At 72.9% G+C, this 14,273-nt stretch carries 10 protein-coding genes; all 10 read right to left on the bottom strand.

Going from position 1 to position 14,273, the window contains the following annotated elements; genetic code table 11:
• Positions 1-55: 55 nt before the first annotated feature.
• Positions 56-1,405: an MFS transporter gene (locus CWN80_RS10090; RefSeq protein WP_051988042.1), complete on the bottom strand. Its 1,350-nt coding sequence runs from the start codon at positions 1,403-1,405 to the stop codon at positions 56-58.
• Between the two features lie 104 nt (positions 1,406-1,509).
• Positions 1,510-3,174 (bottom strand): AMP-binding protein, encoded by a 1,665-nt coding sequence (locus tag CWN80_RS10095; RefSeq protein WP_007928702.1) that lies wholly within the window; start codon positions 3,172-3,174, stop codon positions 1,510-1,512.
• Between the two features lie 15 nt (positions 3,175-3,189).
• On the bottom strand, positions 3,190-6,387 hold the full coding sequence (locus CWN80_RS10100) for an acetyl-CoA carboxylase family protein (protein WP_128277237.1): 3,198 nt from the start codon (positions 6,385-6,387) through the stop codon (positions 3,190-3,192).
• Positions 6,388-6,403: 16 nt separating this feature from the next.
• Positions 6,404-7,600, bottom strand: a complete 1,197-nt coding sequence (locus CWN80_RS10105) for an acetyl-CoA C-acyltransferase (RefSeq protein ID WP_007928697.1) — start codon at positions 7,598-7,600, stop codon at positions 6,404-6,406.
• Positions 7,601-7,652: 52 nt separating this feature from the next.
• Positions 7,653-8,729, bottom strand: coding sequence for an acyl-CoA dehydrogenase family protein (locus CWN80_RS10110; protein WP_007928695.1), 1,077 nt, complete (start codon positions 8,727-8,729; stop codon positions 7,653-7,655).
• Positions 8,726-9,895: an acyl-CoA dehydrogenase family protein gene (locus CWN80_RS10115; RefSeq protein WP_007928693.1), complete on the bottom strand. Its 1,170-nt coding sequence runs from the start codon at positions 9,893-9,895 to the stop codon at positions 8,726-8,728. The genes CWN80_RS10110 and CWN80_RS10115 overlap by 4 nt, the downstream gene beginning before the upstream one ends.
• Positions 9,888-11,105 (bottom strand): acyl-CoA dehydrogenase family protein, encoded by a 1,218-nt coding sequence (locus CWN80_RS10120; RefSeq protein WP_007928691.1) that lies wholly within the window; start codon positions 11,103-11,105, stop codon positions 9,888-9,890. Before CWN80_RS10120 ends, CWN80_RS10115 begins: the two co-directional genes overlap by 8 nt.
• A 15-nt stretch (positions 11,106-11,120) precedes the next feature.
• Positions 11,121-12,647 carry a class I adenylate-forming enzyme family protein gene (locus tag CWN80_RS10125; protein WP_007928689.1) on the bottom strand — a complete coding sequence of 509 codons (1,527 nt, stop codon included), beginning with the start codon at positions 12,645-12,647 and terminating at the stop codon, positions 11,121-11,123.
• Complete coding sequence (locus CWN80_RS10130) at positions 12,644-13,462, bottom strand: SDR family oxidoreductase (protein WP_238148187.1); 819 nt, start codon at positions 13,460-13,462, stop codon at positions 12,644-12,646. Before CWN80_RS10130 ends, CWN80_RS10125 begins: the two co-directional genes overlap by 4 nt.
• Complete coding sequence (locus tag CWN80_RS10135; protein ID WP_128277238.1) at positions 13,462-14,223, bottom strand: SDR family oxidoreductase; 762 nt, start codon at positions 14,221-14,223, stop codon at positions 13,462-13,464. Before CWN80_RS10135 ends, CWN80_RS10130 begins: the two co-directional genes overlap by 1 nt.
• Positions 14,224-14,273 lie beyond the last annotated feature (50 nt).

Consider the following 14,273-nt stretch of genomic DNA (forward strand, 5'->3'; position numbering starts at 1 on the left):
CACGAGACGACCGGCCGCGACCCTCGGGTCACGGCCGGTCGTCTCGTCTGCGAGGTCAGACCGCCACGGGGGCGACGTCGTCCTCGGGGTCGCCGACGGGGTTGTCCGCGTCGTGCCGGCGCAGCAGGCGACCGAGCAGCGGCACGCACAGCAGCCCGATGCAGGTCGCGGCGATGAGCACCCACAGGCCGGACGACGGCGACCCGGTCGCCGTCTCGGCGAGGCCGAAGGCGTAGGGCCCGACGAAGCCACCGGTGAGGCCGATGGTGTTGACGAAGGCGAGACCGGCGGCCGCACCCACTCCCCCGAGCCGGGCCATGAGCACCGACCAGTAGAGCGGCTGGACCCCGACGATGAAGAGCATCGTCGCGCTGAGGATGATCATCCGAGCCACCGGCTGCTCGACGGCGACGAAGCACAGCGCCAGGACGATCGCCGCCACGGTCGTGATGCCGATCAGCCGCACCTCGCTGCCGGGGTTGCGCCGCAGGACGCGAGGCACGACGAGCACGCCGATGACCGCCCCGATGCCGACGACGCCGGAGATCAGCCCGATGAGGAAGGTGTCGGTGACGTCCATGGCCTGGACGATCGAGGGCACGAAGAAGATCACGCCGTAGGTCGCGATCTGGTTCATGAAGTAGATCGCCGCGACGGTCAGCAGGAAGGGCGTGGAGATCGCCTGGCGAACGATCGCGCCGGGGCTGCCGACGGGCTCCTCCGCGCCGACCGCGCGCCGGGTCAGCTCGGCGGCCTCGTCGCGCGTCAGCCAGCTCGCCCCGGCCGGCGAGTTGGGCAGGACGACGAAGATGATGACGCCGAGGAGCACCGTCGGGATGCCCTCGAGGACGAAGAGCCACTGCCACCCGTGCAGGCCGCCGACCCCGTCCATCTTCATCAGGGCGCCGCCGATCGGGTTGGCCACGATGAAGGCGACGGACGAGGCGGTGAGGATGAGCCCGACAGCGGTCGCGCGGTCCTTCTGCGCGAACCACGTCGTGATGAGGTACATGATCCCCGGGTAGAGACCCGCCTCCGCCGCACCGAGCAGCAGACGCAGGACGTAGAAGATGGCCGGGCTGGAGATGAACATCATCGCCATGGTGATCAGGCCCCAGGTGACGGCGATCCGGCCGATCCAGACCTTCGCGCCGATCTTGTGGAGGATCAGGTTGCTCGGCACCTCGAAGGCCGCGTAGGTGAGGAAGAACAGCCCGGCCCCGAGCCCGTAGGCCGCGGCGTCGATGCCGGCGTCGACCTCGAGCGAGGACTTCGCCAGCCCGACGTTGGTCCGGTCGACGAAGGCCATGAAGTAGGCCGCCATGAGCAGCGGGACCAACCGCACGAAGGCCTTGCGCGTGGCTCGCGCGTGCACCGCGTCCGACGCCGTTGTCGGTGATGTCATGTGAGCTCCTGTATCTGAAGGATGATTCAAGTTCATATTGAACTCGGATTCAGATCTGTGTCAAGGGTCACGTCGGTCAGCGGTCACCCGCGGGACGAAGGGGGTCAGGCCCTGGCCGCGACGACCTCGCCGGCCCGCTCGAGCAGCTCGCCCTTGCGGATCTTGCCGGTGTCCGTCAGCGGGAAGGCCGGCAGCACCTCGACGAAGGGCACCTTGTAGACCGCCATCCGGTCCCGTGCCCACTGCTCGACGTCGGCGCCGGTCACCTCACCGACCGTCGTCACGAAGGCCACGGGACGCTGGCCGCTCTCCGGGTCGGGCGCGGGGACGACGGCCACGGTGTCGATGGCCGGGTGGTCCACGAGGAGCGACTCGACCTCCGCCGGGAAGACGCTCATGCCGTTGACCTTGATCATGTCCTTGGCCCGGGCCAGGTAGTGCAGGCAGCCGTCGTCGTCGAGGTAGCCGGTGTCCCCCGTGTGCAGCCAGCCGTCGCGCAGCTGTCGCGCCGTCGCCTCGGGGTTGCGCCAGTAGCCGGTCGTGATCGAGGGGCTGCGCAGGATGATCTCGCCCGGCTCCCCGAGCGGCATCGGCTCGGCGGTCACGGGGTCGACGACGAGGACGTCGGTGCCGGGGACGGGCAGCCCGCAGAAGACGGGCGTCGTCGTCAGGTCGTGGTCATCGGCCTGGAAGCCGTGCGGCACGACGTCGATGGTGTGGCTCTCGGTGAGTCCGTAGGACCCCTCGCGCAGCACCGAGTGCCCACCGACGACCTCCGCCCACCGGCGGCGCACCTCCGGCGTGAGCTTGCGGATGAAGGACATCGCCATCGGCGAGGTGAAGCTCGACAGGTCACGATCGGCGATGTCGGGCAGGTCGAGGATCGCCAGGTAGCTCTCGACCGTCGCCGCGGTCGTCGTCACGCCGTGGCGCTCCACGAGGTCGACGACCGTCGCCGCGTCCCACCGCGAGAGCAGGACGCTCGTGCCACCCATGACGAGCGGGATGAGGATGCCCAGGTCCTCACCGGCGATCCAGAAGACGGGGACGAAGCACAACGAGACGACCTCACGCCCCAGACCATTGGCCCCCGCCCCGCTCAGCGCCGTGTAGACCATGTGCCGCTGGGAGTGCTCGCATCCCTTGGGCAGGCCGGTCGTGCCGCCGGTGTAGTTGAGCGCGGCGAGCGCATCGAGGTCGCGGGCCGGCTCGGGCAGCGGGTCCGCCGTGAGGGCGTCGACCCAGGCCACGACCTCGACCCCCGCCTGCCGAAGGGAGGAGACCTCACCTCCCACGACGACGACCGTGGCCACCCCGGCCTCGGCCGCGGCCGGCAGGAGTCGCTCGGCGAGCGTCACGTGGGTGACGACGACGCTCGCCCCGCTGTCGGCGAGCTCGTGGACGAGCTCGGCGTGCTGGAACATCGCGTTGACGGGCACGTGGACGCACCCGGCGCGCAACGTGCCGAGGAAGGCGAGGACGAACTGCGTGGAGTTGCCCAGGTGCACGCCGACGCGCTCGCCGGGGGCCACCCCCTTCGCCCGGAGCCACCCGGCCCAGCACGCGTGCTGCGCGGCGACGTCGGCGTAGGTGAGCACCTCCTCCCCCATGACCACCGCATGGTGGTCCGGCTGCTCGACCGCCCACCGGTCGACGTACTCCGGGACGGTCAGCTCCCCGAAGGGGTGGGCGACCTCGCGGGGCGTGTCGGCGGGACGCACCCGCTCCTGCCGCGCGCGGACGTCTGCGAGGTGCTGCGTGTACTCCATCAGGCACTCCTTGGCTCACCAGGTGTCGACGTACCCCCGTGGCACGTCGGTGTGGTCGACCTCGCCCAGGGCCGTGGTGATCCACTGCCGGGTGTCGACCGGGTCGATGACGTCGTCGAGCTCGACGACGGCTGCGGCGTTGACCGCGCGCCCGCGCTCGTACATCTGCGCGAGCAGCTGCGCCTCGAGCTCCGCCCGCTCCGTGGGGTCGGCGACCGCCTCGAGCTCGCGACGGAAGCCCAGCCGCACGGCGCCTTCCAGCCCCATGCCGCCGACCTCGCCGGTCGGCCAGGCGAGCGTCGCGGCCGGCCGGTGGAAGCCGCCAGCCGCCATCGCCTGCGCACCGAGGCCGTAGGCCTTGCGCAGGACGACGGTGACGACCGGTACCCGCAGGTGCGCCCCGATGACGAAGAGCCGCGCGAAGTGCCGCACCGTCGCGGTGCGCTCGTGGTCCGGGCCGACCATGAATCCCGGGGTGTCGCAGAGCGACACGACCGGAAGCCCGTGCGCGTCGCAGAGCTGGAGGAAGCGCGCGAGCTTGTCGGCCGCGGGGCTGTCGATGGCGCCGCCGAGGTGTCGCGGGTTGTTGGCGACGAGACCCATCGGGCGCCCCTCGATGCGCACGAGCGCGGTGATGACGCCCGGGGCGAAGCCGGCCCGCAGCTCGAGGACCGAGCCCTCGTCGGCGAGGGTGTCGATCGCCCGGCGCACGTCGTAGGCCCGCACCCTGCTCTCCGGCACGACGTGACGGAGGTGGCGCTGGTCGGGGGCGCTCCACTCCTCGCGACGACCCTGGAAGTAGCCGAGGTAGCGCTGCGCCACGGCGACCGCCTCGGCCTCGTCGTCGACGACGACGTCGACGACACCGTTGCCGCCCTGGACCTCGATCGGGCCGACCTCCTCGGGGGCGAAGACGCCGAGGCCGCCCCCTTCGATCATCGCGGGGCCGCCCATGCCGATCGTCGAGTCACGGGTGGCGATGATGACGTCGCAGCAGCCCAGCAGGGCGGCGTTGCCGGCGAAGCAGCGCCCGGCGGCGATGCCGATGGTCGGCACGAGCCCGCTGAGCCGGCCCATCGTCGCGAAGGTCGGCACGTCGAGCCCGCTGGCGACGGTGGTGTCGGTGTCTCCGGGGCGACCGCCACCCCCTTCGGCGAAGAGGACGACGGGCAGCCGCTGCTGCTCGGCGATCTCGAGCATCCGGTCGGTCTTCTTGTGGTTGAGGTAGCCCTGCGTGCCGGCGAGGACCGTGTAGTCGTAGGCGAGCACCGCCACCCGCGGGCTCGTCCCCGGCGCCGTCGTCACCCGCCCGATGCCGGTGACGATGCCGTCGGCCGGGGTGGTCGCGACGAGCTCCTCCTCCGTGCGGCGCGCCCGCTGGGCGGCGACCGCCAGCCCGCCGTACTCGACGAGGCTGCCCTCGTCGAGCAGGTCGGCGAGGTTGTCCCTCGCGGTCCGCTGACCGCGCGCGTGGCGCCTGGCGACCGCCTCGGGGCGGGCCGCGTCGAGCCGCCGCTCCTGCCGCTCGCGCAGGCGGGTCAGGTCGGCCCGCTCTGCGTCGAGGTCGGGTCCCTCGTCGACGGCCGCGGCCTCTTCCCCCACGGACGACGGGAGCAGCCGCACGAGCAGGTCCCCGGCAGCCGTGGTGGCCCCCGGCCGGGACCGCACCTCCGTCACCGTCCCGGGGGCCGGTGCGGTGACGACGTGCTCCATCTTCATCGCCTCGACGACGAGCAGGGGTGCGCCGAGGGCGACCTCGTCACCGGCCCCGACGAGGACCTCGAGGACGGTGCCGGTCATCTCGGCGCGCACCTCGCCCGGGGCCGTGTCGTCCGCCGACCCCCCGGCGTCGACCGTCGCCAGCACCCCTGAGGACTCGATCCACCCCGTCGTCACCTGCCAGCGTGCGAGGTCGTCGTGGGCGAGCAGCTCGCGCAGCAGGGGCAGGGTCGTCTCGACCCCGTCGATCGAGCACTCGAGCGCGGCCCGGCGCGCCTTGTCGAGCGCGCCGGCGAGACCGCCGTGGCTGTGGGTGACGACCTTGGCGACGAGGGAGTCGAAGGCCCCGTCGACCCGGGCGCCCTCGACGAGATGGGTGTCGACCCGCACCCCCGGGCCGCTCGGCCAGGTCAGGCCGGTCGCCACCCCGTGCGCGGGCAGGAGCGCGCCGTCGGAGCCGACCCGCTCGGCCGTGACGCGCAGCTCGACCGCAGACCCTCGCACGGCGGGTGGGTCGGCCAGGCCGAGGTCGCCGAGGGTGCGGCCGGTGGCGAGCGCGAGCTGGGTGAGGACGAGGTCGACCCCCGTGACCAGCTCCGTCACGGGGTGCTCGACCTGCAGGCGCGGGTTGACCTCGATGAACCACCAGCGGGTCGGGTCGTCGGCGTCGAGGAGGAACTCCACGGTCGCCAGCCCGCGGTACCCACGACCGACGAGCAGCCGCACGGCGGCCTCGTGCAGGGCCGCGCGCACGTCGTCGGGCAGGTCCGGTGCGGGCGCGACCTCGACGACCTTCTGGAAGCGGCGCTGGAGGGTGCAGTCGCGCTCGCCGAGGTGGGTGACTCCCCCTTCGCCGTCGGCCGCGACCTGCACCTCGACGTGGCGCGCGCGCTCGACGTAGAGCTCGGCGAAGAGGTCACCGGAGCCGAAGCTGCGCTCGGCCTCGGATCGCGCCCGCTCGACGGCGGGGGCCACCGGCTCACCCGCCGGCACCGCGCGCATGCCCCGGCCGCCGCCACCGGCCGCGGCCTTGATCATCACGCCGCCGGGCAGCTGCGCCCGCGCGAAGTCCTCGACCTCGGCGACGCTCGCCCCGACGTCGGTGGCCGGCAGGACCGGCACGCCGGCCTCCTGCGCGGCCGCACGCGCCCGCCCCTTGTCGCCGAAGAGCTCGAGCAGCCCGGCGTCGGGGCCGACGAAGGTCACGTCGGCGTCCGCGCAGGCCCGCGCCAGCTCCGGTGACTCGCTGAGGAAGCCGTAGCCGGGGTGGAGCAGGGTGCAGCCGTGCTCCCGGGCACCGGCGACGAGGGCCGCGGCGTCGAGGTAGGCCGCCGGGCCCTCGCCGGGGAGCACGTGGACGCCGCTCGCCAGACGCGCGGCGAGGCCGTCGGCCTCGGCACGCGTCACCGCGACGACCGCCTCCAGCCCGGCCTCCCGGGCCGCCCGCACGATGCGGACGGCGATCTCACCGCGGTTGGCGACGAAGACGCCCATGGTCTCTCCCTTCGGCTCAGAAGATCTCGAAGAGGCCGGCCGCGCCCATGCCGCCCCCGACGCACATCGTCACGACGCCGTAGCGGGCTCCGCGCCGCTTGCCCTCGATGAGGACGTGGCCGGCCATGCGGGCGCCGGACATGCCGTAGGGGTGGCCGATGGAGATCGCGCCGCCGTTGACGTTGTACTTCTCGGGGTCGATGCCGAGGGTGTCGCGGCAGTAGAGCGCCTGGACGGCGAAGGCCTCGTTGAGCTCCCACAGGCCGATGTCGTCGACGGTCAGGCCGTGCTGCTTCAGCAGCTTCGGCACGGCGAAGACCGGGCCGATGCCCATCTCGTCGGGCTCGCAGCCGGCGACGGCCATCCCGCGGAAGGCGCCGAGCGGGGTCAGGCCGCGACGGGAGGCCTCCTCGGCCTCCATGACGACGGCGGCGGACGCGCCGTCGGACAGCTGCGAGGCATTGCCGGCGGTGACGGACAAGCCCTCGGTGCCGTCCTTCGCGAGGACCGGGCTGAGCTTGCTCAGGTCCGCCAGCTGGGTGCCGGGGCGGTTGCCCTCGTCCTTGGTCAGGGTCACCTGCTGCGAGCCGACCTCGCCGGTCGCCTTGTCCTTGGTGAGCATCGTCGAGGGCAGCGGGACGATCTCGTCGTCGAAGGCGCCGGCCTCCTGCGCCGCAGCGGTGCGGCGCTGCGACTCCAGGGCGTACTCGTCCTGCGCCTCGCGGCTGATGCCGTAGCGGCGGGCGACGACCTCGGCGGTCTCGAGCATCGACATGTACGTCGCCGGCACGTGCTCGACGAGCCACGGGTCCTGGGCGCGGTAGGTGTTCATGTGCTCGTTCTGCACGAGCGAGATCGAGTCGACACCGCCGCCGACGGCGACCTGTTGGCCGTCGAGGATGACCTGCTTGGCGGCGGTCGCGATGGCCATGAGGCCACTGGCGCACTGCCGGTCGACGGACATGCCGGCCACGCTCACGGGCAGGCCGGCCCGCAGGGCGGCCTGACGACCGATGTTCATCGCGGTCGAGCCCTGCTGGAGGGCGGCGCCGATGACGACGTCCTCGATCTGCTCGCCCTCGACGCCGGCGCGCTCGACGGCGTGCCGCACGGCATGGCCGATGAGCTCCTGGGCCTGGGTGTCGTTGAAGGCGCCGCGGTAGGCACGGCCGATCGGGGTACGGGCGGTGGAGACGATGACGGCTTCGCGCATGGTCACTCCTGGTCTGTGGGTCGGGTCGAAGGGGGTGGGTCGAGTCTGTCGGTCAGCTCACCGGCAGGTCCACGAGGGCCGCGAGGTCGCTGCGGTGTCGGTCGGGAGTCCCGAGGGCCAGTCGGTCGGCGGCAGCCCGCTTGAGCCGGGTGTGCACGGGCGCCTCCCACGTCATGCCGATGCCGCCGTGCAGTTGCAGGGCCTCCTCGGTCGCGCGGACCGCGGCGTCGGAGCAGTAGGCCGCGGCCGTCGCGGTCGCGATCTGCGCCTCCGGGCCGTGCGGGTCGTCGGCGAGCACGCCGGCGGCCTGACGCGCCGCGGCCTGCGTGCCGACGAGCAGCAGGTAGAGGTCGGCCAGGCGGTGCTTGATCGCCTGGAAGGAGCCGATCGGCCGGGCGAACTGCACCCGGGTCTTCGCGTACTCCACCGTCGTCTCGAGGGACCACTGGGCCAGGCCGAGCTGCTCGGAGGCGAGCAGGGCGGCGCCGGCCGCCAGACCCGCGTCGACCGCGGCACGCGCCGCGTCGCCGGTGGCGATCTCGCTGCCCTGCCCCGTGACCGTCACCCGGGCGAGCGGTCGGGTCATGTCGAGCGAGGTGATCGGCTCGAGCTCGACGTCGTCCCGGCCGAGGGCACGAAGGGAGGTCTCGCCCCCGTCGTCGGTCACGGGCACGAGGAAGAGGTCGGCGGTCAGCGCTCCGGCGACCGGGGCGACGACGCCGTCGACCGGCGACCACGCGCCGCGCCGCGCGGTCCACGGCAGGGCGAGGGTCGCGACGACCTCGCCCGAGGCCAGCCGCGGCAGGTGGGTCTCGTCGCCGGCCGACAGCAGCGTGGTCGTCGCGACGACGGCACTCGTGAGGAAGGGCGTGGGCGCGACCGCCCGGCCGAGCTCCTCGAGCACGACGGCGGCCTCGCGGGCGCTCGCGCCGACCCCGCCGAGCGACTCCGGCACGAGCAGGCCGGCGACGCCGAGCTGCTCGGCGAGGGTGCGCCACAGAGCGCTGACGTCGGTGTCCGGCTCGTCGGCCAGGCGGGCCGGCAGTCCCTCGTCGAGGGAGCGCTGGAGGGTCGAGCGGACGCTGCCGCGCAGCGACTCCTCGACGTCGGTGTAGAGCAGGTCGGTCATCGCGGCACGTCCTTGAAGGCGATGCCCTTGTCAGGGCGGTGGTCCGGGGGCAGGCCGAGCACCCGCTCGGCGATGACATTGCGCATGATCTCGCTCGTGCCCCCTTCGATCGAGTTGCCCTTGGCGCGCAGGTAGCGGTAGCCGGGGCCGTGGCCGAGGAAGGAGCCGCCCTCGGGGCGGACCATGGTCCAGTCGTGGTACTCGAGCCCCTCCTCGGGCGCGAGCTCGAGGGCGAAGGCGCTCACCTGCTGCGCCTGGTGGGCGAAGGCGAGCTTCATCGCCGAGCTCTCCGGCCCGGGCTGCCCGGCCTCCAGGCCCTGGCGCAGCCGCTCGCCCGCGAGCCGGGTCACCTCGGTCTCGACCCACCACCGCATGAGGTCGGCGTGGGTACCGGGGGTGCGCACCGCGGGGTCCTCCCGCCAGCGCTGCGTCACCAGACCGATCTGGCCGGCCTCGCGCTCGCTGCCGGCACCGATGGCCACCCGCTCGTTGTTGAGGGTCGTCGTCGCGACGCGCCAGCCCTCGCCGACCTTGCCGACGCGGTGTGTGTCGGGCACCCGCACCCCGGAGAGGAAGACCTCGTTGAACTCCGCCTCGCCGGTGATCTGGCGCAGGGGGCGAACCTCGACGCCCGGGTCGGTCATGTCGACGAGGAAGTAGGTCATGCCGGCGTGCTTGGGCACCGAGGTGTCCGTGCGGGCCAGCAGGATCGCGAAGTCGGCGTTGTGGGCCCCGGAGGTCCACACCTTCTGCCCGTCGACGACCCACTCGTCACCGTCGGGCACCGCGCGCGTGGCGACCCCGGCGAGGTCGGACCCGGCGCCCGGCTCGCTGAAGAGCTGGCACCAGATCTCCTCGCACGCGAAGAGGGGCCGCAGGTAGCGCTCCTGCAGCTCCTGCGTACCGAAGGCGAGGATCGTCGGGGCCGCCATGCCGAGGCCGATGCTGTTGCGCCCGACGTCGGGGCGCGGGGCACCGGCCGCGTCGAGCAGGGCGTCGACCTCGAGCTGCCGGCCGCGCGCCAGGCCCAGTCCACCGCGCCCCTGCGGGAAGTGGACCCACGCCAGGCCGGCGTCGAACTGTGCACCGAGGAAGTCGGCGGGAGCCGTCGTCTGCGGGTCGTGGCTCGCGAGGAGCTCCTCGACCCGTCGCTGCAGGTCAGTCACGGGCGCTCCTCCTGCGGATCTCGTGACGGGCCAGCGCGTTCTTGTGCACCTCGTCGGGGCCGTCGGCGAAGCGCAGCGTGCGCACCTGCGCGTACCACTCCGCGACGGGGAAGTCCTGGCTCAGGCCGCCGGCGCCGTGCACCTGCACCGCCTTGTCGACGATCCACTCCACGGTGGCCGGGGCGGCGATCTTGATCGCCTGGATCTCGGTGTGCGCCCCCTTGTTGCCCACGGTGTCCATGAGCCAGGCGGCCTTGAGGGTCAGCAGGCGCAGCTGCTCGATGCGCACCCGGGACTCGGCGATCCAGTCCCGGATGACGCCCTGGTCCGACAGCGGCTTGCCGAAGGCGACCCGGCTCGCGGCACGGTCGATCATCAGCTCGAGCGAGCGCTCGGCGATGCCGGTGAGGCGCATGCAGTGGTGGATGCGGCCGGGGCCGAGGCGGGCCTGGGCGATGGCGAAGCCCGCGCCCTCCTCGCCGATGAGGTTGCTCGCCGGGACGCGCACGTCGGTGAAGTCGATCTCGGCGTGACCGCCGTGGTCGCGGTCGTCGTAGCCGAGGACCTTCATGCCGCGACGCACCTCGACCCCGGGGGTGTCCCGCGGCACGAGGATCATCGACTGCTGCCGGTGGCGGTCCGCCGACGGGTCGGTCTTGCCCATGAGGATGAAGACCTTGGCATTGGGGTTCATCGCGCCGGAGATGTACCACTTGCGACCGTTGATGACGTACTCGTCACCGTCGCGCACGATCGAGGTCTCGATGTTGGTCGCGTCCGAGCTGGCCACGCGCGGCTCGGTCATGGCGAAGGCCGAGCGGATCTCGCCGGCGAGCAGCGGGGTGAGCCACTGCTCCTGCTGCTCGGGGGTGCCGAACATGTGCAGCACCTCCATGTTGCCGGTGTCCGGTGCGGCGCAGTTGGTCGCCACCGGTGCGATGTGCAGGCTGCGACCGAGCACCTCGCACAGCGGCGCGTACTGGAGGTTGGTCAGGCCGGCGCCGTCCTCACCGGGGAGGAAGAGGTTCCACAGCCCCTGGCTGCGGGCGGCCTCCTTCGCCGGCTCGATGATCGGCGGTGGCGCCCACACGTCGGGCGCGGCGTCGAGCTGCTCCTGGTAGGTCGCCTCGATGGGGTAGACGTGCTCGTCCATGAAGGCGGTGAGCTGCTCGCGCAGCTCGAGGGTCCGGGCGTCCAGCGCGAAGTCCACGGGTCGCTCCCTTCGTCAGGTGGTGGGTGTGGCGGCCCGGGCGGGCCGCTCGCCGGAGGTGGCGATGGTCGGTCGGTCGAGGGCCCGCTTGAGGATCTTGCCCGTGGCCCCCTTGGGCAGCTCCTCGACGAGCTGGTAGATCCGGGGGACCTTGTAGGCCGCCAGGCGCTCCTCGAGCCAGGAGCGCAGGGCGGCCGGCTCGATGTGGGCACCGGGCTGCGGGGTGACGACGGCGGCGATCTCCTCGCCGAGCCGCTCGTCGGGCACGCCGATGACGGCGGCCTCGCGGATGTCGGGGTGGCCGTAGAGGACCTCCTCGACCTCGCGGGGGTAGACGTTGTAGCCGCCGCGGATCACGAGGTCCTTCTTGCGGTCGACGATCCACAGGTCGCCGTCCTCGTCCATCCGGCCGATGTCGCCGGTGAGGAACCACTCCCCCTCGAAGACCGCGGCGGTCGCGTCGGGGCGCTGCCAGTAACCGCTCATGACGTAGGGGCCGGCGATGGCCACCTCGCCGGTCTCGCCGGGCGGCAGCTGGTTGCGGTCCTCGTCGAAGATCGCGAGCGCACCGCCGGGCAGGGCCCGGCCGACGCTCATCTCCTTGCGCGGGAGGTCGGCCCGGTTGAAGGTCGCGGCACCCGCGGTCTCACTCAGGCCGTAGCCGTCGAGGACGACCGCGCCGAAGCGCTCGCGGAAGGCCTTGGCCACCTCGAGCGGCAGCGCCGCGCCTCCCGAGCACGCCAGGCGAAGGGAGGTCAGGTCCTGCGGGGCGACGTCGGTGTCCGCGTGGAGCATCGCATTCCACATCGTCGGGACCCCGGCGACGGCGGTGAGCTGCTCGTCGGCGGCCATGCGCAGCAGGCCCGCCGGGTCGAAGGGCCGCTGCAGCGACAGGCAGCCACCGGCGGTGTAGACGGTGAACATCACCGACGACTGGCCGAAGACGTGGAAGAGCGGCAGGGCCGTGCCCATGCTCTCCCGCGGCCCGAGGTCGAGCGCCTCGGCGAGCGAGGCACCGCAGCCGAGCAGGTTGCCGTGCGTGAGGATCGCGCCCTTGGGGGCGCCCGTCGTGCCCGAGGTGTAGAGCAGCACGGCCGGGTCGTCGGTGGCGACGGAGGCCGGATCGGGCGACCCCTCGGGCTGCGGGACGCACCCCGGCTCGAGGACCCAGGTCGCGAGACCGCCCTCCTGCGCGGTCGCGGTGAGCGCCTGCGACCCCTCGTGCCAGCCGATCGCGAAGGTGCAGCCGGCGTCCTGGACGAAGTGGGTCAGCTCGCGCTGGGTGCACAGCGGGTTGACCGTCACCGCGGTCGCCCCGAGGGCGAGGACGGCGTGGTAGGTGAGGACGAACTCGGCACTCGTCGGGACGACGAGCAGGACCCGGTCACCGGGGCGCACGCCCCGACGGGTCAGCTCCTCCATCGCGCCGCGGATGCCGGTGCGCAGCTGCGCGAAGGTCCACGAGCGCTCGCCCTCGCGCAGGGCGGGGGCGTCCGGCGTCGTGTCGGCCCAGCGCCACATCAGCTCGGCGGTGCCGCTCATCGCGTGCTCTCCCTCAGGTGGCGCTGGTAGCGCTGCATGCCGCCGATCCACCGGTCGTGGTCGTCGACCTTGCGCCGGAGGAACTCGCGCACGTCCTCGTGCGGGGTGATGAGGAAGCGGCCCTCGGCGACGGCGGCGAGCACCTGGTCGGCAACGTCGCGCGGAGTGAGCACCTCGCCGGCGCCGGTGACCGCGGCCGCGGCGACCCGGCCGCCTGCGTCGTCGCCGGAGGTCATGCCGCTGCGCAGCATGTCGGTGTCGACACCCATCGGGCACAGGCAGCTGACCCCGACGCCGTCGTCGCCGTAGGTCACGGCGAGCCACTCGGCGAAGGCGACGGCACCGTGCTTGGAGACGGAGTAGGTCGCCGAGCCGATCTGCGTGAGCAGCCCTGCGGCAGAGGCGGTCGAGACGAAGTAGCCGGCGCCGCGCTCCACCCAGCCGGGCACGAGCTGACGGGCGGCGCGCACGTGCGCGAGGAGGTTGATGTCGAGCGCGGCCTGCCACTGCGCGTCGCTGGCCGAGAGGCCGAGGCCGTCGCCGATGCCGGCATTGGCGAAGAAGAGGTCGACCGGGCCGTGGGCCTGCTCGGCGGCGGCGATCATCGCGGCGATGACCTCGTCGCTCGAGGCGTCGCCGGGGACGGCGACCGCGTCGAGACGCTCGGCCGTCGCGACCACGCGCGCCTCGTCGAGGTCGGAGACGATGACGTGCGCACCCGCGTCGACGAGGGCCTGGGCGATGGCGGCACCGATGCCGCCGGCGGCGCCGGTGACGACCGCGACCTTGTCCTGGACCTGCATCGGAGCGCCCATCAGTCGCACGGCCCGCCGGCGACGTAGAGGACCTGACCGGTGGTGAAGCCGGCCCCCTCGCTCGCGAAGAAGGACACCGCGTGGGCGATGTCGGCCGGGGTGCCCGTGCGGGCGACGGGTACGGCAGCGCTCGCCTGCGCCTTGAGGTCCTCGAAGGAGATCCCGATGCGCTCGGCCGTCTCGGCGGTCATCTCGGTCTCGATGAAGCCCGGCGCGATGGCATTGGCCGTCACGCCGAACCTGCCGAGCTCGATGGCCAGGGTCTTGGTGAAGCCCTGCATGCCGGCCTTGGCGGCCGAGTAGTTGACCTGGCCGCGGTTGCCCTGGGCGGAGGTCGAGGAGAGGTTGACGATGCGGCCGTACCGCTTGGCCGTCATGTGGGTCTGGCAGGCGCGCGTCATGAGGAAGGCCCCGCGCAGGTGCACCGCCATGACCGCGTCCCAGTCGGCGACCGACATCTTGAAGATCAGGTTGTCGCGGATGATGCCGGCGTTGTTGACCAGGACAGTCGGCGGGCCCAGTTCGTCGACGATGCGCTGCACCGCGGCGGCCACCTGCTCCTCGTCGGAGACGTCGGCCCCGACGGCCAGGGCACGACCCCCGGCGGCGGTGATCTCCTCGACGAGGGGCCCGCAGGCCGACTCGTCGAGGTCGAGGACGGCGACGGCCATCCCGTCGGCGGCCAGACGGCGGGCGACGCCCGCGCCGATGCCCCTGGCCGCGCCCGTGACGACGGCGACGCGCTGCTGGTCTGTGGTCATGTGAGAGCTCCTGTGGTCTCGACTGCCTGATGACCTCGACGCTACTTGAA

Source organism: Janibacter hoylei PVAS-1 (assembly GCF_004025845.1).
Lineage (GTDB): Bacteria > Actinomycetota > Actinomycetes > Actinomycetales > Dermatophilaceae > Janibacter > Janibacter hoylei.